The organism is Mesorhizobium sp. WSM1497 (genome assembly GCF_001672455.2).
GTDB classification, from domain to species: Bacteria; Pseudomonadota; Alphaproteobacteria; order Rhizobiales; family Rhizobiaceae; genus Mesorhizobium; species Mesorhizobium ciceri.
The window spans coordinates 6,527,457-6,549,678 of the sequence record NZ_CP021070.1 but is presented as its reverse complement, the minus strand read 5'-3'; the positions used below and the strand labels follow the sequence as shown (position 1 = coordinate 6,549,678).

The following is a 22,222-nucleotide window of genomic DNA, read 5'->3' as shown; positions in this document are numbered from 1 at the left end:
TCATTTGCGCAGCCGAATGACCCGGCGCCAGGCGCTCGGGCTTTTTACGCTGCCGTTCGCCGGCATGGGGTCCTCCACGGCTGAAGCCCGTCCGTTGCGCATCGTCTGCCTGGATGACGGGTTGACCGAGACCTTGCTCATGCTCGGTGTCAGCCCGGTCGCCATTGCCGATCGGGAGGTCTGGGAGAAATGGGTGGTCGAGCCGCGGCTGCCGCCCGACATTGCCGATCTCGGCACGTTGCTCGAGCCCAATCTCGAATTCCTGCAGCAGCTCAGGCCCGACATCATCCTGTCCATGCCGTATCTCGACGGCATCAAGCCGCTGCTCGAACGCGTGGCTCCAGTGACGACGATCGGGCTCTATACCGAGGCCGGGCAACCCTATCGGCGCGCGCTCGAGGCGACGCGCCAGCTCGCCGGGCTTGTCGGCAAGGAAAGCGAAGGCGAGGCGCTGATCGCGGCGACAGACGCGTATCTTTTGGAGGTTCGCCAGCAACTGGCGCCGCTTTCGGCACGGCCGATCTATGTCGTCAGCTTCCTGGACCTCCGCAATGTGCGCGTCTACGGCGCAAAGAGCCTGTTTCAGGAGGTGTTCGACCGCATCGGGCTCAGCAACGCGTGGACGGCCGAGACCAACTATTGGGGGTTTTCGACCGTCGGCATCGACGGGCTGGCGACATCCAGCGATGCGCGCCTCGCCTATCTCGAACCCTTGCCTGAGGGCGCCGGCGGCACGCTGACCGAAAGTCCGGTCTGGAATGCCATGCCCTTCGTGCGCAACCGCTCGATCATGCGCCTTCCTGCCGTCCTGATGTTTGGCGCGCTTCCATCCGCGAGCCGTTTTGCTCGGGTCCTGGCATCGGCGATGACCGCGGAGGCCGCCCATGGCTGAGGATGCTGCCATTGCCCAAAGGGGGAAGCCTGCGTCGGCCGGCCGGGCCCCCGTGTGGAGCTTTTCCAGCAATCAGCCGGTAGGCGCGATCCTCCTTTGCGCGGTGCTGCTCGCGGCTGCGGCAGCGGCAACCGTCTCGAACCTCACCGTGCAACTGCCATCGGCGCTCTGGCTCCAATCGCTCGCCGCTCCCGACATCGCTGACATGCGGCAGGTGCTCGTCCACTATGCCTTCCTGCCCCGTCTTGCGATCAGCCTTTTGTGCGGTGCGGCGCTCGGGCTTGCCGGAACTGTCCTGCAGCGGGTTCTGCGCAACCCGCTCGCCTCGCCTGAAACCGTTGGCGTCTCGGCCGGCGCCTATCTGGCGCTGGCACTGGCGACGCTTCTGTCACCGTCCCTGCTTGCCTTCGGCCGCGAATGGGTGGCGCTGGCCGGCGCATTTATGGCCCTTGCCGCCGTCATCGCTCTGTCCTGGCACAAGGGCCTGTCGCCGCTTTCGGTGGTGCTGGCGGGGCTTGTGGTCAGCCTCTATGCCGGCGCCATCGGTGCCGCTCTCATCGTGCTGCGGCACGAATGGCTGGCCAGCCTGTTCATCTGGGGCGCCGGTTCGCTCGGCCAGCAGGATTGGTCGACGACGCTGTGGCTTTTGCCCCGCATCGGCACTGCTGCGCTTGCGATCTTCTTCATGGTGCGGCCCCTGACCCTGCTTGGCCTCGACGATGAAGGCGCGCGCAGCCTTGGCGTGCCGCTCGGCGCCTATCGCTTCGCCGGACTGGCGGCCGCCGTCGCGCTGATCGCGTTTGTCGTTGCCGCTGTCGGCGTCATCGGCTTCGTCGGCCTGGCCGCGGCGACGCTCGCGCGCATCGGCGGTGGCCGGCGGCTTGGCCAACAACTGGTGATGGCGCCGCTGATCGGCGGCGCGTTGCTGTGGGCCGCCGATCAAGGCGTGCAGATCGCCACCGGGCCGCAAGGCGACCTGCTGCCGACCGGAGCGATCACAGCACTTCTCGGTGCGCCGCTGCTGCTCTGGCTGCTGCCGCGCCTTGCGCTTGGCTCGGAAGCCCCGACCTTGATGGCCGTGCGCCTGCCGCGCGCAAGCCGGCCCGGCCTTGTTCTCATGGCACTCGGCCTGGCTCTGCTTCTGCTGCTCGGGCTGGCCCTGCTCCATGAACCGGGTCCGCATGGCTGGACCTTCGCCTTCGGCGACGAGCTGCAGCCTTTGCTGTCGTGGCGGTGGCCTCGCGTGCTTGCCGCGCTGAGTGCCGGGGCGATGCTGGCGCTTGCCGGGCTGATGATGCAGCGGCTGACCGGCAATCCGATGGCCAGCCCCGAAGTGCTGGGCATCAGTGCCGGTGCCGCCCTTGGCATGATGGTGGCGCTGTTTGCGCTCGTCGATGCCGGGCGCCCGGTTCAGACGGCGGCGGCAACGATCGGGGCCTTCGCCGCTTTGCTGGTGACGCTGGCGATCGGCCGTCGTGCCGCCTATGCGCCGGAGCGGCTGCTGCTTGCCGGCGTTGCCCTGACGGCCTTGTTCGACGCGCTGATCCTGGTGCTCACCGCGACCGGCGATCCTCGCGCCATGCTGCTGCTCAACTGGCTGACCGGTTCGACCTATGGCGTCGATGTCGGTGACGCCCTGCTGACCGGTGGTATCGCGGTCTGCCTCTTCGCGCTCGCGCCTTTCTTCATGCGCTGGCTCGACATCCTGCCGCTCGGCTCCGCCGCCGTTCAGGGCCTTGGCATCAACCTGAAGAGGGCGAGGCTTCTCGTGCTGCTGGCCGTCGCGGCACTCACCGCGGCTTCGACGCTGATCGTCGGTCCGCTGACCTTCATCGGCCTTATGGCGCCGCATCTTGCTCGTCGCCTTGGCCTTTCCCGTGCGCTGCCGCAGGCCATTGGCGCGGTGCTCGCCGGCGCGCTGATCATGGTCGCCGCCGACTGGGTGGGCCGGATCGCCATCTTCCCGCGCCAGATCCCGGCCGGTCTCGTCGCCACGTTGATCGGCGGCCCGGTGCTGATGTGGCTGCTGCGCCGCCGCTGACCGTTTTGCCTGGAGATATCCATGTCCAAGATATCCATGTCCAACGCGACGCCAGCCCTGATCGCCAACACGGCGGTCCACGATCTTGTTCCGGCGCAGGGCGGCGCGCCCTGGCGGATATTCCTGCATGTGCCGTCCGGGCCGGTGCCCGAGGCCGGCTGGCCGGTCCTCTACATGACCGACGGCAACGCCGTCATCGGCACGGCGGTCGACGCCATGCGCGCGCAGGCCTTCTATCCCACGGGCACCAATGTCGGCTGGGGCGTCATCGTCGCCATCGGCTATCCCGTCGACGGCGCCTATGATCCGCTGCGCCGCTCATGGGATCTCGGCCCGCCGCCAGGCAAGACCTACCCGCCCTTCCACGAAGGCACGTCCGAAGTCCGGACCGGTGGGGCAGGGAAATTCCTTGCTTTCATCGAGGATGAGCTGAAGCCGTGGGTCGCCAGCCGGGTCACGGTCGATGCCAGCCGCCAGGCGCTTTACGGCCATTCTTTCGGTGGCCTGTTTGCGCTCTACGCCCTGTTCACGCGGCCTTCTTCCTTTCAGACCTGGATCGCGGCGAGCCCCGCCATCTATTGGGAAGAGCGTGCCATCGACCGCTTTCTCGAAGCCTTCGAGGCCGCCATTCCCGATGGTTTGGCGGCGACCATGATCCTGTCGGCCGGCGAGTACGAGACCGAGAAGCTGGCGCCGTTCCAGATTGGCGCCGAGGACGAGGAAAAGCGCCTGAAGCAGAAAAAGGTGACACGCACCGACGCATTCGCGCGGGCAATGGCGCAGCGTCTTGACGCTCTCCCGGGCGTGCGCGCCAGTTTCGAACTGCATGCCGGCGAGAACCACATGTCGATCCTGCCGGTCACCGTCAATCGCGCGGTGCAGGCGGCGTTTGCGGTGAGGAGGGACACCGCCCTTTGCTGAACGCCGCAGCAAGACGGTCGGCGCTGTCATTCCTGTGAAGGGGAGGCGCTCAATCGGCGGTAGGAGACGCCGCCGAAGTTTGCCGTCACAAAATCCGTGACGGACATCTTGCGCTTGCCTCCGTCGCTGCAGGCGTAAACCGGCCAACCGGCATCGCTGCATTCGCTGGCAGCGCAGATGCGCGCCAGGCAGTTGCCGATAGTCAGCCGGAAGCCGCCCTTGCCGGCAAAGCCTTGCAACAGGCTGCCGTCCGCCGAGCGCCATGTCCGCGCACGGAATTCCGCCCGCAAAAGCAGTGGTTCGAGAGGGACCGCAAGGTTGTTTTCGCCGGCACGCCCTGCGAACTGCAGACGGAAGCGCGCCATTGCGGTCGCGTATGCAGTCACAAGATCGGCTTGGCGAAAATAGGCGGTTGCCAGGCTTGGGCGGTCAAGCAGATGAGACGTCCACTCGCCTGCCCCTACCGGCCTCACCAAGGCAACAAAGGCAAGAAAGGCGAAGCAAGCTCGTGACATTTCCAGCAGCCATATCTGTCTCGGCGTGCCGGTTTGCCCCCCGGTTGCCCTCCCATAACATCTCGCCAATCGGCGCCCGGCGCAAGCCGCTTGCTAAGGCAGTTCAGAAGGCCGCCGAGCAAGGGATCCTGGAGCCGAAGACGGTGACCCGCATCGACGAACCTGTGCGGGCGATCGCGAGAGGGTGGCGGTGTTTGCGGCAAGGGATCTTGACCAGCCCAGGGTTTCCTAGCCGATGCGAGCCGGCGGCAGCTCGAACAAAGTGGCGCCGTTCTCCCGGCCGCGCTCGACATAGCCGATGACGCCGAACCATCTTGCGACATCCGGCCCCTGGAGCCAACTGCGCGAATGGATGGCGAGGTTGCCGGCGAGCGCCTGGATATGCCTGATATGCCGCTTGCAGAAACGGACGGTCGTGGCCCGGAAGAAGTCCTCCCGTGCGGCGAACAGCGTGTCGGCGGCGTCGCTGTTCTCATGCCAGGCGATGATCGCCACGGCCTTGTCACCCTCGACAAGCGCGTGCGCGCGGCCCTCCTTCAAATTCATCATAAGGTTGTCGTAGGCGATCTTGCTGTCCTTGCCGGCAGCGACGTATTCGTCCGACATCCGCTTGGACAGACCGCGAAAGACATCCTCCAGATCCCCAAGCGTTGCTGCGCGTGCTCTCATTTCACCTCCTGCAGCCCCAACGGGCAGTTTGCCCTAGGGTTGAGGGGTGGCCAAGCAAATTAAATCGGCCGGCGGGCTAACGTGCGCAAAGTGATTCCACTTGGCGATGCAGGCGGCGACGCGACGGGGGTGCCCAGAACGGACCACGGGAAAATGGTGCCCAGAGGCGGAATCCAAGCAGAGAAAATAGCACTTGGTTTCTCAATTGCATAGTTATGAAGCAGCAGCAGCGCTGACCAACAAAAATACCAACAAAATATTTCTGTGGATTGGTTCGGTTCCCGAACATTGCCTTTCGGTCCGACGCCGCCGCACCCTAGATGCAGTCGAGCATCGCAGCGACTTATCACCTATCCATCGACAATCAAGTCACATGTATTTGCCATGCGATGTTTGCAACTTGGACAGAGTGTCCCCTGCGGACAAAATTCCTGAACGACTGCTTCGCCCTCATCGCAGCCATTAAAGTGAGTTTTGGTCACCTGGACGCGGACACTTAGACCAAATTCGGCAATGGAGGGCTCTTACCTGGGATGTCGAAGTGCCTAACGCCTCACTCGAGCCGTACTTTCCCTGACGGTCAACCTGATCGCCAACTCGCATTGCGATGGTGATGTGATCGGCAGCAATTCGGCCCATGTCGCGTGCCGCACTGGACTCTGTTGCTGGGCCACAGACCCGATCGACACTCGGAGTATGACCGTTTTCTGTTCGACTACCATCAAATCACGGGCGAACTGCCAACCGCATGCTCGAACTGTTTGAACGCCACGGTCGCGTGACCAATCGTTTCTCGGTGCTAAGCACGGACGATCATAATCAGATACACGCGGCGTTTTCGCCCGAGGACCTGATGGGGTCGAATTCATCCTGCGGGGCAAGGACGGGCCGATCGCAAAGGCTTTCACCGGGCGCGCACGCGCGCGGAGGAGGGCGTCCGGCAAAGATGCCGCAATCGCCGTGCCGGAGGGCTGTCCCACGACTATCGCCTGTGTTTCTGGCTCTCTGGCAAATATGCGGCAGGGACGTTTACAACTGGTGACGCCGGTAACGAACGCTGGCCTCTCGGGTACCGAATAATGTCTCAACGTGTCTTCAGCACGCCCGACGAGTTCCGGGAGGGTCTCGATGGCATCGTCGACGAATATGCTCGAAAACCCGCCTCCCAACCGGCCAATTCGCTTCCGCGGAGACCTGCAACACGAGGCGGGGGACCACTGCTTCCATCTCCGCTCACGGAACATTCAGCATCGAGTGCTCGACGGGGTGGTTCCGATTTCCATTGTCATCTAATCGCGAGCGGGAACTGTACAGCCTCGGAGCTGATTATGGGGGTCACGGATGCAGCGAGCGTCCTTGCCATCGCCGACCTGCTCGATCAGCTATACGCGGCTGGGGTGATCGAAGAGGATCTCGACGACATTTCGCTTGGCAGAACGGGATGACGGGCGCGGGCCGCAGGCCGCGAGCTTTTTTGTCGCAACGCCACTGCCCTGCGTTCCACTCCGATAAAGCGGGCTATCGCGGCCGGTCCTCGACGAAATCGTGGTGCTCGCCGACGGCTTCGCCAATGACAATGGCGCCAAGCTTACCGGACCCCTCTATGCCGTGGGTTGGCATTGAAGTCATTGGCAAGCCAAGCCGGCGTGGCGTTTCCCCTCGCAGATCATCTGGTCGCACCGTCCGTTGCGCTGTCACGTCATGGTTATCGTGCGCGATGCCGTCCGGCGACAGGGGCAGACTATCTGCCAGGCCTTGCCGCGGGCTTCCAATTGTAGATCGTCGCTTCGGAGATCCCATGCTTGCGAGCCGGTCCAGCATGTCCGATCTATCCACATTACGAATGTAACCCGTTTCGACGTTGACCCTTCAGAACTTTGGATCTTCATTGCAGGACACGCTCCAATCGGCGCATTCGATGTTGAACGAAGGTCCATTTGCCGCTGGCAAAACTTACATCATCTAACTCGGGCTCAGTCAAAGTGGAAACAGCGTTCGGCTAAGCCGGAAACCGTCACATTTGATTCAACAATTCTTCGGTCAAAGGAGCAGCCATGGCTACCGTGAAAGTCGATATCGATAACTTCCAGTCGGAAGTTCTGGAATCCGCAGCACCCGTCGTCGTCGATTTCTGGGCCGAATGGTGCGATCCCTGCAAGATGATTGCTCCGAGCCTCGAGGAAATCTCCGTCGAGATGGAAGGCAAGATCAAGATCGCCAAGCTTAACATCGATGAAAACCCGGAACTCGCCGCCCAATTGGGCGTGCGCTCCATTCCGACGCTTGCGATCTTCAAAGGCGGCGAAGTGGCCGATTTCTCGGTCGGCGCCAAACCGAAGACAGCTCTTTTGAACTGGATTTCGAACGCTGCCTGATCGAGGTCGCTCAAATGAAGAAACCGTAGATCCGCCCCGTGGGTTCATAGTGATTTATTGGCATTTGTACAGGGCTCAGCCCTTTGTGCTTCCGCTTTATGCCGGAACGAACGAGTGGCGAGGAAGCTTTTCACTGGGGCGTTGTCGAGGCAGTTGCCGTTGCGTGAATGCCGCAGCTTTCACGCATGCCGTTGCAGGTTCGCGTGACCGCACTCAACCAATGACGCCCTGTTGTTGACAGGCTTAGGCGATGCGTCTTGCTGGATCGGAGAGGGAATATGGGCAGTACCGGAGAGTTGGTCGGACAAGCAGGGCGTCCTGATAGCGAAGAAGGCCCGCACCGCGTCTCCGACGCAATGTCGGACCAGCAGAAGACGCGCGAAGAGACGCTTGCCAGCGCCGGCGCGGTGGTTGCCCGCGACGGCAATCTCGACGGATTTTCGGATTCAGAGTTGGCCAATTTGGTGAACGGCTTCAGCAGATGGCCGGACCAGCAGGAGACGCGCGAAGCGACGCTTGCCATCGCAGGCGCGGTGGTTGCCCGCGACGGCAATCTCGACGGATTCTCTGATCCAGAGTTGGCCAATCTGGTGAACGGCTTCAGCAGATGGCCGGACCAGCAGGAGACGCGCGAAGCGACGCTTGCCATCGCCGGCGCGGTGGTTGCCCGCGACGGCAATCTCGACGGATTCTCTGATTCAGAATTGGCCAATCTGGTGAACGGTTTCGGCAAGTGGCCGGAAGAAGAAAAAGCACGCAAGGCGATCGTTGCCATCGCCAGCGAGCTCGGTTCCAAGGGCCGTCGCTTCAGTGCTTTCGGCACGCCCGCACTAGTCAGGATCGCCAATGGCCTGTCGCGGGGTATCGAGGCGGGAGAGACCGCCGGCGAGGTCGCCGAACCGGCCTTGCTGAAGGACCGGCTGCATCAGCTGGCGCACTACCTGCAATATGCCGAGGATCGGCTCCAGCAGGCCGATGTCCATGCCGTCGCGGGTATATTCAAGGCGTTGGGCAAGGCGCAGTTGTTGGATGATCTGGGTATGCTGGCACAGCCGGGGCTGGACAGGCTCGAGGTGTTACGTGCCGCTCCCGGGTTTAAGCTCGACAACAACCTCGAGACGATGGGCAATCTTTGCAGCTCCCTGCTGCCACTAGCTCGCAGCCCGAAGCCGGCGTTGCGCTGGCACCGCAAGTCGACGCTGAACCTGCTCAACGCCATCCAGCCGGTGGTGGAACACAAGATAGATGCCTATCTCGCAGCAGGCCAGGCCGAGCGTACCAGCGGCGCCAATGCAAGCCGCCGCCCGGCGCTTTCGATCCATCAGGTGCTCAAGACCCGGGCGGTGCTGGAGACGCTCTACCGGCGGCCCTATGTCGACGGCGACGAGCTCGCCTTGCGGGCCAGGCAGGAAGAGCTGCATGGCAAGACTAGGCAGATACTGAAGAGCGCCCGCACCCTCATCGACGCCGACCTTTCCTACAAGAGCTGGAACGTGATCGCCTCTATCGAGGCGAAGGAACCGCTCGAAGCGCTCGACACCTTCATGGCGCAGAACGCATCGATGATCCAGGCCCAGCATGCAGCCGCCAGCTTCGATGTTCATCGGGTGCTTCAGGCCATGGACCAAGAGCCGAGACCGCCGCAAGGCGATGCCGGACTAATGCGGCTGCCGGTGGTCGACATGCAAGGCCAGCCGCTGGCCAGCGAAGCCGAGTTGCGCTATTCCATTTTCCATCGCTTGACCTCGGGCGCGGTGAACGTGGTGGCGGTGCAGCTAAAGGGAACTCCGACTGGCGCCATGTTGACACGCACGGTGGCCGTGGAGGGCGTGCCCTACCGCATGGACCTGTTCGGCGGCAGCAAACTGAAGCCGCCGCAAAGGAGCCTTAACCAGCTTGCCTCTGACCTGCCCTTCACGGCCGCAGAGGCCCCAAGCGGCAAGCTTTTGGCGATCCCCTATGCCGAGACGGCTCCGGGTACGGCCTTTGAGCAGCTGTCGCGGGCCTGGGCGCCGTTCAAGGAAGCCTATTACTATACCCAGCGCCGCGGATTTGCCGCGCCGCCGGGCATCCCCGACGTTGGCCCGCATGATTATGCGCTGGAAGGGTGCTTCAAGCTGTCCCTTCTGCCCGACCGCCCCGCAGGCGCGGTGCATCCCTTCCGGTTCGAGGGGCGAGACGGCGAGATCGCCTTGCGGCCGCATGACGGCTGCGGCTTCATCAGGGCGTCGCTGGCCGAGCGCATGCCGTCCGTTGCCCGGGCTCGCCACGACGCTCCCGAGCGGATGCCTGCCTTTGCCGATAAAAGGCAATCGGCGGTACCGCCCACGGCGCTGCAACATTATCCGCGCAGCGTCGAGGTGGCACAGGAGACCCGCGAGAAGGCTCTGGCGTGGCTCGAAACCCATCAAAGCCTCACCACCGAGGAGCTGTTTCGGACGGTCACGGGCGGGCATATCGAGGGTTCGAACGCTATCGCCGTGCCGTCCAGTGACGAATGCCTGTATGTGCCGACGGGCAAGAGCAAGACCTTGACCCGTGACGCTGGCGTACTTGTCGGACGCTCCCCCTATGACAAGCCCAACCTGCGCCCGTTCGCCGCCGACCGGGTCAGGTCGGCGCGCGATGGCGACCGCACCGCGGCGTTCCTGGATCGGTGCGTGGCCTTCCAATACAGCTTCAACGTCGCGCACAGATCGGGGGCTAGGCTTGCCGCCGACGATCCGACCTTCTTTGCCAAAGGCGTCTTGATCGTTGTGCCCGACGAAATGTGGCCGGCGGACTTCGCCGACCGCGGGATGGTGATGTCTGCCGAGGACGTAAAGTGCCATTCGCGCTGGCTGGAGGAAAAGGACCGGGTTAAGACCGACACCGCGCTCGAGTGCGTCGGCATCCTGCAGGCGACGGAGGTGTTCGCGCCCGGCTCTTTGGTTGCGGTTCCGACCGTCCAACAAAAAATGCTCGACGGCGATTTTGATGGCGATGCCGTCATCATCATCGGCGACCAGCCTCGCCTTTACGAGCATGTGCGCCAGTTCGACGCGCAGCTGCAGGCGCGCGGCATCGCCTCGATGAAGCCGCCGAAGTCGCACACGCCGGCCATTGAGAAAGGCGGCTACCAGTTCAGCCGGTCCAAGCAGATCCTGTCGGCCACCGGGCTGGTGCTGGAGACCTACAGCTGCCTGCAGCGCAACGTGCTGGCGCAGCCGCTGGAGGCGCAACGCTGGTTTGCTGAGCGTGCCATCTTCGGCACCTACGAGGGCATTCATCAAGAGCTCAAGGCCGACATCCGTGCATTGTTGCAGGAAGATCGGCCGAATGGCCAGACCCTCCATGAGCTGATCGCCAGGGCGGGGGAAGACAGCAAGACCGCCCGGCATCCGGTGGCCTGCGAACTGGCCGCGTTGCTAGTGGCCGAGCTCCAGGACTGGAACCTGCAGCTCAATAGCGAGCCGGCTCATGAGCAGTCGGACGTCAAGCAGAAGTTTGCGCGATCCGTGGCCTCAACCGGCGCGAAGCCTGCCGTCAGCGCCGAGGCCGCCGCGCTCTTCCCGAAACTCAGCGAATCCTATCCGGCAACCGCTGATGCCAGGAAACGCGTCGACTTCCTGCTCAACCGCTATCAGGCGCGCATTGATCCGCGGCCCGACGGCTACAACCCGGTCGATCTGCATGAAAGCGCGATCAATCTGTTGAGCGTCGGCATCAAGGTCGGCACGGACGCCTACAAGTCCGAAACCGGTGCGCGAGTGTTCATGCAAAAAACCACCGAATTGCAGCGGCTCATAGAGCAGAGGCCGGGCTTCAAGTCGGCGCCCTATGTCAAGTCGCAGGCGGCAAAGCTCCAACAGGGCCGGTTCGACGTCGATGGCAGCCTGGCGGATCTGAAGGACAACCCCACGCTGGCGGCGTCGGTCATGGAGGCCTCGATCAGACTCGCCGTCGAAAACCGAATACTGCCCAGCGCCTTAGCAATTCCGGCCTACGACGACCCCGCCAGCAGGATAGCGCCGAACAGCGAACAGGCCCTGGAGCGCGCCAGGCTCGAAGCCGCCCTCGCCCAAGCGCAAGAAAGCGCGATTACCGAAACTGTGCATGCGGTTGCCGAGCTTTTGCGGCAGGACGGCATCGAGGTGCAGGTGCCGCATCTTGATCAACGGTCGCGTGGGCAGATCGGGACAGCCAACGAGTTGACCGGCCAGGGCGTGAGCGCGGCGCCGGATGCCCAACTGGTCACCAGTGCAGTGCGCCATGTCTTTGAGATCCCGGACGAGGCTTTTACGCGCGCCTTCAGGAAGGCGGCACTGGCCTTCGAGGAGCGTGACTGCAGCGAGGTCGAGACCACCAACTGGTTCATCAGGATGGACACGCAGGGGTTACGCGGCGTTCACACGGCGTTCAGAACCGCACAGAACTATCGCTTCGAGGTCGAGTTCCATACGCCGGCCAGTTACCGGGCCGAGCTCGCGCAGCGCGCGCAGAGCGAATGCGAGCTGGTCCCCATTCCCCGTGGTGCCTGGGACATATTACACTGGGGCTCGTCAGGAGAAAGCAGGTCGAGGGCGGCAGGGACCTCCAGGTCGCCCACCGTCGCAAGACAACAGAGTGCGGTCATTCTCTCGCCGCATGCCGGCAAGATCGTCGCGGCCCTCGGTACGAGGCCGGTCGTGCTCGTCGGCATGCCGGCGAGCGGCAAGTCGAGCATCGGCCCCCGCCTTGCCAGGGAGCTGGGGGTGGAGTTTGTCGACATCGATAAACTTATCATCAAAGGGCACGGCGATATTAAGGATATATTCGAGCGCCGTGGCGAGCCCTACTTCAGGGAGCTGGAGACTAGAGAGCTCGCCGAGCAGTTGAAGAAAGGCCCCATGGTCATCGCAACCGGCGGCGGCGGCTTTGTCAAGCAGCCCAATCGAGACCTGATCCGCGAGAAGGCGGTGTCAATCTGGCTCAACACCGACCTGGATGAGATCGGCAGGCGCCTCCACCTGCAGCAGCGCTCCACGGGCGACACCGGCCGGCCGCTGCTGCAAGGCCCCGACATCAAGCAGCAGCTCGAAAACATGTTAGAAAAGCGCGGGCCAGACTACCAACAGGCCGATATCAAGGTGGTCCCGACCTTTAGAAAAGACAAGAAGAACGCCGGCATTTGCGTGGAGGCGCTCCACGATTTTCTGTGCAGCAGGGAGAGAGAAGCCGCCCTGACGCCCGCTGCCGAGATGTCACATGTCTCCGGTGCTTCCGGCACAGTCGTGGAAACCATCCAGGCGCCGGCGGCACCAATGAGTCAAGGTGAACTGCCGCCTCTCGACACCCTCACCGCCGACCCGCAGCCTTTGCTGGCCGGCAATAACGCACGAGCGGATTTAGCATCTTCCATGAGAAGCAGAGAACGCTCAAGTCGATGACAACAAGCTTTAGGCGACAACGATCAGGTCCTTTCGCAGGTTTGGTGCAGGGGGCGGGTTCGCGCCGAATGCTAACAAAAGTGGGAATCGCATGCATAAAGTCGTCAGAAGCCTCTGGCCGAGTCGATCTGGTCCTAGATGACACAGGAGATTCGTTGACCGCCCAATGGCCCGCCCTTCACAGCAGTGATGCGGCAGCAGGGCTTCGTTCGCGGTCTGGCAAGGTCTCGAGATGACAGGCTGCTTGTGCTTGGGATCGAGGTCATGGCCGAGGGCGTGGAGACAGAGGCAGACCGACAAATTCTGCACAGCTTGGCTGCAGAACCGCTCAGGGCTTCCTGTCCCTATGCCCCAATCACTTGAATTTGCAGTAAAAGAGTACGCGAAAGAGTTGTGACCGGTACCAGCTGTTGCTGACTGCATCAAGAAGAGCGTCAAAGGACGAGATGGGTGCTGGAAATGGACATGAGGTAATAGGCGGTATCAAGCGGCCAGTACGACGATGTAGCTGTGGTTCCGCGAAGTTGTGCAAAAAAAGGGCGGCATCGCTGCCGCCCTTTCCGTATTGCGCAGGTAGCGTGGATTAGAAATCCATGCCGCCCATGCCGCCCATGCCGCCCATGCCGCCGCCGCCCATGCCGCCAGGCATGCCGCCGCCAGCCGACTCCTTCTTGGGAGCCTCCGCGATCATGGCTTCGGTGGTGACCAGCAGGCCGGCGACCGAGGCCGCGTCCTGAAGAGCCGTACGGACAACCTTGACCGGATCGACGATACCCATGGCGATCATGTCGCCATATTCGCCCGTCTGGGCGTTGTAGCCGAAGGTCGCGCCCTTGTTCTCAAGGATCTTGCCGGCAACGATCGAGGCTTCCGCACCGGCGTTGGCCGCGATCTGGCGGGCCGGAGCCTGCAGCGCGCGACGAACGATGTTGATGCCGGCGGCCTGGTCGGAGTTGACGCCGACAGCGTTGATGCTCAGCGAAGCGCGCAGCAGCGCGACGCCACCACCAGCAACGATGCCTTCTTCGACGGCCGCGCGGGTCGCGTTGAGGGCGTCATCGACGCGGTCCTTCTTTTCCTTGACTTCGACTTCCGTCGCACCGCCGACGCGGATCACCGCAACGCCGCCGGCGAGCTTCGCCAGACGTTCCTGCAGCTTCTCCTTGTCGTAGTCCGAAGTGGTCTCTTCGATCTGCTGCTTGATCTGGGCAACGCGGCCCTGGATCTCGGCCTTCTTGCCGGCGCCGTCGACGATGGTGGTGTTCTCCTTGGAGATCGACACCTTCTTGGCGCGGCCGAGCATGTTGAGGCCGACGTTCTCGAGCTTGATGCCGAGGTCTTCCGAGATGACCTGGCCACCGGTGAGGATGGCGATGTCTTCCAGCATGGCCTTGCGGCGATCACCAAAGCCCGGCGCCTTGACGGCAGCGATCTTCAGGCCGCCACGCAGCTTGTTGACGACCAGCGTGGCCAGGGCCTCGCCTTCGACGTCTTCCGAGATGATGAGCAGCGGCTTGGAGGTCTGCACGACGGCTTCGAGAACCGGCAGCATGGCCTGCAGGTTGGAGAGCTTCTTCTCGTGGAGCAGGATGTAGACGTCCTCGAGCTCGGCAACCATCTTGTCGGCGTTGGTGACGAAGTAGGGCGAGAGATAGCCGCGGTCGAACTGCATGCCTTCGACGACTTCGAGTTCGGTCTCGGCGGTCTTGGCTTCTTCAACCGTGATGACGCCTTCGTTGCCGACCTTCTGCATCGCTTCCGCGATCATCTTGCCGACCGACTCGTCGCCATTACCGGCGATCGTGCCGACCTGAGCAACTTCCTCGGAGGTCTTGATCTTCTTGGCGTTCTTGATCAGCGTCGCGACGACTTCGGTCACAGCCAGATCGATGCCGCGCTTCAGGTCCATCGGGTTCATGCCGGCGGCAACGGCCTTGTGGCCTTCCTGGACGATCGACTGCGCCAGAACCGTCGCGGTCGTGGTGCCGTCGCCGGCGATGTCGTTGGTCTTCGAAGCGACTTCGCGGACCATCTGCGCGCCCATGTTCTCGAACTTGTCTTCAAGCTCGATTTCCTTGGCGACGGTGACGCCGTCCTTGGTGATGCGCGGGGCGCCGAACGACTTGTCGATGACGACGTTGCGGCCCTTCGGGCCGAGCGTGACCTTCACCGCGTCGGCGAGGATGTTGACGCCGCGCAGCATGCGTTCGCGGGCATCACGGGAGAATTTGACGAGCTTCACAGCCATTTTTTTGCTCCTGGGCAATTCGGCCTAAATTCAGATTGGATGTGATGAAAGGCGACGGCGGTCAGCCGATGATGCCCATCACGTCGGATTCCTTCATGATCAGAAGGTCTTCGCCATTGAGCTTGACTTCGGTGCCCGACCACTTGCCGAACAGGATGCGGTCGCCAGCCTTGACGTCCAGCGGGACCAGCTTGCCGGTTTCGTCACGAGCACCGGAGCCGACAGCGATGATCTCGCCTTCCTGCGGCTTTTCCTTTGCCGTATCCGGGATGATGATCCCGCCCGCGGTCTTGGATTCGGATTCGACCCGCCGAACGACCACGCGGTCATGAAGCGGGCGGAACTTCGACTTTGCCATTTTTTCTTCCTCGGTGAGAGCGGTGAGAAACACCGTCCGGCCACGCCGGACAAACTGCAAAGCCCGGCTTTGCCGGACCGTTGTTAGCACTCACCGCGAGCGAGTGCTAACAACGGGAGGATTAAGGGGTAAGCCGGAGATAGTCAAGACGAAAGGGCAGGCGCATGAGCAAAATCTTGATCCAAAGCTCTCAGGCAAGGCGACCACTTTGAACACTCCTGCTGACTTCGTCATTTGGCATTCTCGGCAGCGCGTTTCGACAATTTATGTTCGCCTACCATTCCCAGCGGCTTTGGAGTGCTAAGAGCCTGTGAATTTCTTTGAAGATCCGTTGCAACGCCTGCGCGCTGCGGGGAGTGCTGATCAGGCAGCGAGACTTGCGAACTTCTTGTGCCAGGAGGCATTCGGATTGAAGGCCGTATCTCGCTTGTGGTTTGCTCAAACCCAGGACGCAGGGGTTGCTGCCGCTTACTTACATTTTGTCGGCCAGCCCGCTACGGCTGTCGCCGCATCACCGCACCTGCACACGGGTGCGCCTCGCGAGGAAGTTCATTCGGGAACAAACCCACTCGGAGTGCTGGTAGTCGGCAAGTGGTTTTGTTGCTGCCAAGCTCATCAGGTGCGCTCAATCCGCCGCGGCACCCCCCGTCTCACAATGGACTATGGCGCGTTTGATCCACACCAGAGCCGCCCCGGTAGGATCGGCTCCGTCGGTCAGACCAGACGGTGGCTGACTTTTCTAAACTCCAACCAATCAGGGGCGCCTCTAAACTCCAACCAATCAGGGGCGCCAGGAACAGGTCTGGGAGTGGGTCGCGAGTGACATCCGTACGCGAGGCAGCGCGCCTCCTCCAAGGGTGAAGATGCTCGCAGCCGAACTTGATCTGCCACATGCCGGCTTTGAAGTTCGTCGAAGCGAGAATAACCGTTGCTGGCGAAGTGACCCTGCATTACACCTGTGTAGCTTGGCATAGGTTGGGGACAGATTGTCTAAATAGTCCTGCGGGGCCGAGGGCCGACTTCCTCGAACCCGTCCGAGTAGAAATCGACGTGCGTTTCCATTTTGGTTGCGCGGGTGCTCCAACCTCAAGTCGCTTCCAACCACGAGCGCGGCTTTCCCGCACAGCGACCTCGAGCAGACAAGGGGCAATCATTGGAGCGCATCTCGGGTCGAACATACAGCTCCGAAATCTGGCCGGACTTGCCTCCTGCATAGATCGCCGTGCACTCATTCAGTACGACTATGCCGGCCGGCTCGCCACATTCATTTCGTTGGCAAGCACTGTCGCCGCGCTTTGTTTGACGAAGTCGGGCGTGGGCGCTTTCCCGCCAGAGAGTTCATCGAGTAGCGCGTGAATGAAACGGGCGCCCGTTTCTGCGTCCAATAAGTTGGCCCGTCCAGTAGATACGGAAGGCATGGTTTCTCCCCCTCCTAGGGGGCGGCGTCCCGATTCGTGCTGCCAATCGCAAGGTGCGCTGGCAAAAAATGGAACTGCGAATCCGGCTATGATGGAGGGCTGCTCTCCTGTATGCAAGCCATTCTTGGGATTTGCAAAAACCGTCGCCCGCTCGTCCAAGCCAGGGATCTCTACACCATCTGACCGCGCGCGAAGCAAGATTCTGCTTAGCTGCTAGCGAGGACCGAGCTTGCGGACCCCACAGACCCCATGGTCAGCGTCGGGCGATTTCCCCAATCAGCCGAACATATTCGCCTTCTGGTTGCCCATAGATACCAGCTGCTTGGGCAACGAGGCCTTGGCGGTCTCGAATGACGATTTCACCTCGTCGCGAACGGATGAGGCCACGGCCCTCGAGCACTTGGAGCCCAACGGTGACCCCCGGCCGCCTTACGCCGAGCATAACAGACAAAAACTCGTGAGTGATCGTAATGCGTTTGTCGTGCATCCGGTCGTCACACATCAACAGCCATCGCGCCAGACGCTCTTCAAGGCTCGCTCGTGCGTTCATTAGGGCCGTATACGTAGCCTGAATGTGGAGATAGTGGACATAGCGCAAAAGGAAGGGATGCAACGTAGGGCTGTCCACTAGAGCCGCCTTGAATGGCTGAACTCCGATTCGCACTGCATTGCCTGCCAATTGCACGTAACAATCGTGCGCGGCATAGTCGGCACCCATCACCAGCGCGGGACCAGTCATTCCCTCTAAGCCAATGAGGCCAACTTCGGCATCCTTGCCGTCCGGAGTCATCGCGACAACAGAGCCGATGCCTTCCTCAAGGAAGTAAACGGCCTCTATCCTTGAACCGGCAGTCTCCAACGGCATTCTCAGATCAAGGGCACGTCGCTCAAAATGCGGCTCCAAACGCGCGAGGTCATCCGCGCTAAGCCGTCGCAGCAATTCATTTTTGTAGGAAGCATTCACTGGATTGGTCATGGCTCAATCCCACTTGGGGCAAGAGCATTCCAATCTCCTTGCCGTCCGCGCCCGTAAAAACGTGCAGACGATCTCGTGACAATACGCCCCTTGGTACGACAATGACAGCGGAATGCGAATCGATGCACGGCGAGCCCCCGCCGCGTGATTACAAAAGACGCGAAAAGTATGTCAGAGTGGGAAACGTACCAAACTCAGCTTTGTACGAAACCGACATTCTGAGGTCCCAGCTCTTTCCCGTTACCTGTCGTCCTAGCGCGCCGATTCCCTTGAGCTTCGTGAGAATCGCACGAACTCCTGATTTAGAGCCGGCGCGCTTTCAAATCGTAACTGTTCACTGAGAACGACACCTCGCGCTCGGGGATGCCGCTAGATGTAACCGCTCCCCAATGCCGCAGCGCGTCCGGTCGGCCGCGGTGGGGGGCGGAGGATTTTTGTTGTCCTTCGCCGATCGCTCGGATCTACGATTGCTCGGAAAGTTGCGTCGGCGGGACGTCAGCAACACTCAGCGTGTCCGATCGAAATGCCCTAGTGGCGGCTGTCGGATTTATTCTGTACGGGGACACGTTTGAGGATCGACTGATGTCAGCCCGGGGCCGTCTGGTCCAATGTCGCGCGGATAGCGCCGATTCCCAACTCGTCGATGATCATGTTGTGGTGACTGGCCGTCACCACATCCTGCAGGATGGGCGGCCGTTCGGACTTGCCTTTGTTCGAGCTCAGGTTCCGCTGATGACGGAGCATGAGGTACTTTGGCGAATTCTCCCGGCCAATCTACATTCGCGCTGCCGCGAGACTGTTGTGCAGGCTCGGCCTCAATGTGCCGCACCGCACTTCCGTGGTTATCGGGCGTCCGCGACGCATGGGCACGGTCCGAGATCACGAGTGCTGTAGGCACTGGCTAGCATGCCGCGCCCGGCTGTGAACGAGGCGACATGACATTGCCGTGTATACGCAGGTGCGCGCGCCGGGGTCGCTTGCTTTTAGCGAACTTGCATGGCTGTATGGTTTATGAAAATGGCCGGGGGGCTATATGACCATATACCTGTTTCTCAATAGTGTCGCTGCATTCGGCTTGGTTATCCCACTCTATTTTATTCAGCGCGAACCGACCATTCTCGAGACTTTACGGCCAGGCAGGGGGTCGCCTGGGACCGAAAATTAGCTGCGGTGATTCAGGCGGATTTCGGTTGAGGAAAACAGTGCGGCCTGTCGTCGCCGGGTGGAGGGGAGCGTGGCGATGGGCTTAAGCAGATTTGAGAGACCAGTCGTCGTTCAGGTCAACCGTAACAGCTCTGAACGCATCGTGCTTGAGGTGAATGACGCGGCAACTATTTTGATGCGGGATCTTCGTTCTCAGACCAAGAAGCGGAATGCAGCGATGGATGCCTGTCTGCACGTGTTGCGTGGTGAGGCTCATCCGCCAACTGCAAGGCGGGCATTCGTTGCGGCCGCGCTCGAGGCGAAGATTCTACGCGGCGATTAGACCAGCGCGAAGGTCGGCCGGATATCCATTCAGGTTCAATCCTCCTCCCGATCGAAGCATAGAATGGGAAGTCCCTCTGCGTGATCATGGCGCGACCAAGCAGGGTGGCGCGGAGCATGCCTCCGGTGATCTAGGTTTAACAGCTTCCAACGCCCGCAGACTTGGCTCAGCTATTGAACAGAAATGCCGCCTGGAACTCCCGAAGGGCGCCTCGAGCGGTGCAGAGGGTTCATTTGAGGATCACCTGGACGCATGGTGGACACCCTCGCGCCCGACACCGCCTGCTTCATACCACCAACGGAGTTGCTTTGAAGCATTCGCTCGGTGTTGATCCCAACTTCCCTTGTTCCAAAGCTTCCGCCACAGGACAGATACGGTTCTTGGGCGGCAACCCCGTAAATCGTGCAATTTGGCGTGACGCACGACCTGCTCCCCATCCTCGAAGCGAATGACGGGAGCTGAGCGGCCTTGAATTTCTCTTCCTGAGCCACTGTCATGTCACTGGCTATCTGTGGAAGAAAGTACCGTCCCTGCTTAAGCGGCGAACGATAGACGGGCAAGGCGGGTCGCGAACTGATCCAGGGCAGGGTGATCCACCGCCACCCCAGATAAGTAGACGGCCAGACTGCTGCTAGGAAGTCGAACGCTGGACACGCGTGGCCACCGACGGAGCGTCACGCGCCTTCGTGCGCCTTCTTCGGATGGATCCTGATGTCAGCCTGCTGGCGCGGGCCCCGGACGGTCTGATCGCCGTCTTCAACCTCGAAAACGGAGAGCAGTCGTGGCAATCCCTCCTTACACAGCCCCTTCGCGCAATGCCTATGATATCGTGATCATTGGTGGCGCGGTAGTCGGCTCGCCGATGGCGTATTGGCTGAGCCAGGATTTTTCTGAGTACAGTCACAACCAAAGAGGCTCGTGACGGTACTTTTTTGCCCTTTAAGGCACTGGAAAAAGGGATTTCCTGCTGCCGAGCCTTGAAATTGTACTGACGGTACTTTTTCAGGAGACCATTGGGCTGCTGACGGACGCCGCCCTTAAAGCGCTGAAAGCAAAAGAAAAGGGCGCACGTCGTCGGTAGCGGCTGACGCCGGCAGCGCGGCGACGAAGAGTTTCATCTGCGAGACCGCGTTGATCGGATCGGCGTCGGAGAATTGCGTCCCGTCGGTCGAAAAGCTGATGTCCTTGAAGTGCCAGTAGCGATGCATGTTCTTGTCGGCATAGCCGATGTTCTGCCCCGTTGGCGTGTCGTCGTCCTTGGTGTAGCCGTGGGCAGGGTCTTTGATGTCATCAGCCCAAACCGCCGCATGAACGAAAGCATACTGCGCCTTCTTGTCGTCCGGCACGCCGGCGACCCAGCTCTGATAGTCGGGGTTCAGTTTGATCGGGGCACCGGCCTTGGCCTTCGCCTGTGCGCTCAGCTTTGATTAGGCCACGGCGGCGATCTGCATGGGGCCGCCGTCCCACCAGGCCAAGGCGGGAGCCGATGATAGGATCAATGAAAGAACGGAACCAAAGACGAGCGCGCCACGCATGTATTCCTCCCCAGAGCCAACATCGCTGAGACGACACGGCAATGACGACAATGGTGCCTTCACGGAAGGCCGAAACCTCTTCTGGATTCGACAGCAAGAGACAAATAGCGCATGATCCTTCTTGGGTTGGGGAATTCATTCATGCATGTGCACGAATTTTCGTGCGTGTTGTCCGTGGTACTTATCTCGGGCTGCGCAGCCGACTATTTGAACAATTACGATTTCGGTGACGCTCGCCGCTGGCGATGCGTACCACGCCAACATGCTTTTGCAGACGGTCGATCCATTCAATCCCAACAGCAACAACACCCATATCGAGGGCGACGGCGTACGCGCCGCAGCAATCGTCAACAGGTATCGAGGCGTGGCCGCAACTGCCGCAGCTGTGCCATCTGGCGGTGCTGATTTGGACTGCGCAGGCGGCAAGGGAAACAATCCGGTCGCACCCCATGGGGTGAAAATCACCAACGGTGATCCTAACGGACTAGATCGCGATCGCGACGGCATCGGGTGCGAGTGAAAGCGGCCAGGACGGTGGAACGATCTCGCTACGACAATCGGTCCGACAAGTGGCTGAAACGCACCGGAGCCAAGCAATATCGCCCGCGCCGGTGGGCTGGCATGCCTTTGCGAGTGATCTACGTGACGGTAGCCGCGGCTTCGGCTTTGGTGGCGCAGTTCTTCATGCAACACAGCGGCTCATTGCCCGAGGTCACCTACTGAATCTGACCAAGCCGGCTCCAGCGCCGATTGCCGGTGTCGCCTCCATCATCGATGGCGACACGATCGAGATCCATGGGCAGCGTGTCCGCTTCAATGGCATCGACGCGCCCGAGAGCCGGCAATACTGCGACGACGCCAAGGGATTCGAATATCCATGCGGGCGCCGTTCCGCCGAAGCGCTGGACGGCTTCCTAGCAGCCTCGAGGCCGGTCAAGTGTACGTTCGGGACTTGGTCGCTACGGCCGGTTTGTTGGTGACTGCAGGCGCGCCGACGGTCGAGCGTCGCCGCCTGGATGCTCGAGCACGGCCAAGCGCTCGATTGGCCAAAATACAGCGATGGCGCCTATGCAAAACAACAGACCAAAGCGAAGGCGTCGAAGACCGGTCTTTGGGTCGGAACGCTTCTGCCGCCATGGGACTGGCGGGCGCAGCATGGCGACGATGCGCAAGCGCCGCCGGCACCGCTTTTGCGATTGGCAACGGCAACTCCGGCTGCAATATCAAAGGCAACATATCAGCAAACGGCGGCGCATCTATCACGTGCCTGGACAGAAGTACTACAACGTCACCAAAATCACCGAAGCCAAAGGCGAAAGATGGTTCTGTTCAGAAGCGGAGGCCATGACAGCGGGCTGGCGGCGATCGAAGCGCTGATCG

14 protein-coding genes are annotated in these 22,222 nt (G+C 61.5%); 8 read left to right on the top strand and 6 right to left on the bottom strand.

The window, feature by feature from the left end; all coding sequences use genetic code 11:
• Nucleotides 1-16 precede the first annotated feature (16 nt).
• Genes A9K65_RS31865 through A9K65_RS31855 form a run of 3 tightly spaced genes read left to right on the top strand, consistent with a single transcriptional unit; the run spans nucleotide 17 to nucleotide 3,854 of the window.
• Nucleotides 17-892, top strand: a complete 876-nt coding sequence (locus A9K65_RS31865) for an ABC transporter substrate-binding protein (protein ID WP_064995680.1) — start codon at nucleotides 17-19, stop codon at nucleotides 890-892.
• On the top strand, nucleotides 885-2,933 hold the full coding sequence (fhuB, locus tag A9K65_RS31860; protein WP_084016306.1) for a Fe(3+)-hydroxamate ABC transporter permease FhuB: 2,049 nt from the start codon (nucleotides 885-887) through the stop codon (nucleotides 2,931-2,933). Before A9K65_RS31865 ends, fhuB begins: the two co-directional genes overlap by 8 nt.
• Nucleotides 2,934-2,954: 21 nt before the next feature.
• The gene (locus tag A9K65_RS31855) at nucleotides 2,955-3,854 is read left to right on the top strand and encodes an alpha/beta hydrolase-fold protein (RefSeq protein ID WP_063170037.1); all 900 of its coding nucleotides are present in this window, start codon (nucleotides 2,955-2,957) and stop codon (nucleotides 3,852-3,854) included.
• 26 nt (nucleotides 3,855-3,880) lie between these two features.
• On the opposite strand, the gene A9K65_RS31850 is transcribed toward A9K65_RS31855, so the two are convergent.
• Complete coding sequence (locus A9K65_RS31850) at nucleotides 3,881-4,219, bottom strand: hypothetical protein (protein WP_084016304.1); 339 nt, start codon at nucleotides 4,217-4,219, stop codon at nucleotides 3,881-3,883.
• Nucleotides 4,220-4,597: 378 nt separating this feature from the next.
• Complete coding sequence (locus A9K65_RS31845; RefSeq protein WP_013533589.1) at nucleotides 4,598-5,038, bottom strand: hypothetical protein; 441 nt, start codon at nucleotides 5,036-5,038, stop codon at nucleotides 4,598-4,600.
• Between the two features lie 2,054 nt (nucleotides 5,039-7,092).
• Here A9K65_RS31845 and trxA point away from each other — a divergent pair.
• Together trxA and A9K65_RS31830 are read left to right on the top strand one after the other, a co-directional pair.
• Nucleotides 7,093-7,413, top strand: coding sequence for a thioredoxin (gene trxA / locus A9K65_RS31835; RefSeq protein ID WP_064995677.1), 321 nt, complete (start codon nucleotides 7,093-7,095; stop codon nucleotides 7,411-7,413).
• Nucleotides 7,414-7,691: 278 nt separating this feature from the next.
• Entirely contained in the window at nucleotides 7,692-12,821 is a 5,130-nt protein-coding gene (locus A9K65_RS31830) for a shikimate kinase (RefSeq protein ID WP_064995676.1), read from the top strand.
• A 583-nt stretch (nucleotides 12,822-13,404) separates the two neighbouring features.
• On the opposite strand, the gene groL is transcribed toward A9K65_RS31830, so the two are convergent.
• From groL to A9K65_RS31810, 3 genes are all read right to left on the bottom strand, one after another.
• Nucleotides 13,405-15,069 (bottom strand): chaperonin GroEL, encoded by a 1,665-nt coding sequence (gene groL, locus A9K65_RS31825; protein WP_086081374.1) that lies wholly within the window; start codon nucleotides 15,067-15,069, stop codon nucleotides 13,405-13,407.
• A gap of 61 nt (nucleotides 15,070-15,130) precedes the next feature.
• Complete coding sequence (gene groES / locus A9K65_RS31820; RefSeq protein ID WP_064994876.1) at nucleotides 15,131-15,427, bottom strand: co-chaperone GroES; 297 nt, start codon at nucleotides 15,425-15,427, stop codon at nucleotides 15,131-15,133.
• Nucleotides 15,428-17,098: 1,671 nt separating this feature from the next.
• Nucleotides 17,099-17,821, bottom strand: coding sequence for a Crp/Fnr family transcriptional regulator (locus A9K65_RS31810; protein WP_064994871.1), 723 nt, complete (start codon nucleotides 17,819-17,821; stop codon nucleotides 17,099-17,101).
• Between the two features lie 1,240 nt (nucleotides 17,822-19,061).
• On the opposite strand from A9K65_RS31810, the gene A9K65_RS31805 reads away from it, so the two are divergent.
• Nucleotides 19,062-19,307, top strand: coding sequence for a DUF982 domain-containing protein (locus A9K65_RS31805; protein ID WP_041163934.1), 246 nt, complete (start codon nucleotides 19,062-19,064; stop codon nucleotides 19,305-19,307).
• A 1,037-nt stretch (nucleotides 19,308-20,344) separates the two neighbouring features.
• Here the strand turns inward: A9K65_RS31805 and A9K65_RS31800 are convergent.
• Nucleotides 20,345-20,653 carry a hypothetical protein gene (locus A9K65_RS31800; RefSeq protein WP_064994870.1) on the bottom strand — a complete coding sequence of 103 codons (309 nt, stop codon included), beginning with the start codon at nucleotides 20,651-20,653 and terminating at the stop codon, nucleotides 20,345-20,347.
• Between the two features lie 415 nt (nucleotides 20,654-21,068).
• On the opposite strand from A9K65_RS31800, the gene A9K65_RS31795 reads away from it, so the two are divergent.
• Both A9K65_RS31795 and A9K65_RS36275 read left to right on the top strand, forming a co-directional pair.
• The gene (locus A9K65_RS31795; protein ID WP_224655969.1) at nucleotides 21,069-21,362 is read left to right on the top strand and encodes a calcium-binding protein; all 294 of its coding nucleotides are present in this window, start codon (nucleotides 21,069-21,071) and stop codon (nucleotides 21,360-21,362) included.
• A 635-nt stretch (nucleotides 21,363-21,997) separates the two neighbouring features.
• Nucleotides 21,998-22,219, top strand: a complete 222-nt coding sequence (locus A9K65_RS36275) for a hypothetical protein (RefSeq protein WP_318013086.1) — start codon at nucleotides 21,998-22,000, stop codon at nucleotides 22,217-22,219.
• Nucleotides 22,220-22,222 lie beyond the last annotated feature (3 nt).

Excerpts from the sequence above, each read along its gene's own strand:
- A9K65_RS31865 (WP_064995680.1), top strand. The coding sequence starts at position 17 with ATGACCCGGCGCCAGGCGCTCGGGCTTTTTACGCTGCCGTTCGCCGGC.
- fhuB (WP_084016306.1), top strand. The coding sequence starts at position 885 with ATGGCTGAGGATGCTGCCATTGCCCAAAGGGGGAAGCCTGCGTCGGCC.
- A9K65_RS31855 (WP_063170037.1), top strand. The coding sequence starts at position 2,955 with ATGTCCAAGATATCCATGTCCAACGCGACGCCAGCCCTGATCGCCAAC.
- A9K65_RS31850 (WP_084016304.1), bottom strand. The coding sequence starts at position 4,219 with ATGGCGCGCTTCCGTCTGCAGTTCGCAGGGCGTGCCGGCGAAAACAAC.
- A9K65_RS31845 (WP_013533589.1), bottom strand. The coding sequence starts at position 5,038 with ATGAGAGCACGCGCAGCAACGCTTGGGGATCTGGAGGATGTCTTTCGC.
- trxA (WP_064995677.1), top strand. The coding sequence starts at position 7,093 with ATGGCTACCGTGAAAGTCGATATCGATAACTTCCAGTCGGAAGTTCTG.
- A9K65_RS31830 (WP_064995676.1), top strand. The coding sequence starts at position 7,692 with ATGGGCAGTACCGGAGAGTTGGTCGGACAAGCAGGGCGTCCTGATAGC.
- groL (WP_086081374.1), bottom strand. The coding sequence starts at position 15,069 with ATGGCTGTGAAGCTCGTCAAATTCTCCCGTGATGCCCGCGAACGCATG.
- groES (WP_064994876.1), bottom strand. The coding sequence starts at position 15,427 with ATGGCAAAGTCGAAGTTCCGCCCGCTTCATGACCGCGTGGTCGTTCGG.
- A9K65_RS31810 (WP_064994871.1), bottom strand. The coding sequence starts at position 17,821 with ATGACCAATCCAGTGAATGCTTCCTACAAAAATGAATTGCTGCGACGG.
- A9K65_RS31805 (WP_041163934.1), top strand. The coding sequence starts at position 19,062 with ATGGGCTTAAGCAGATTTGAGAGACCAGTCGTCGTTCAGGTCAACCGT.
- A9K65_RS36275 (WP_318013086.1), top strand. The coding sequence starts at position 21,998 with ATGGCGACGATGCGCAAGCGCCGCCGGCACCGCTTTTGCGATTGGCAA.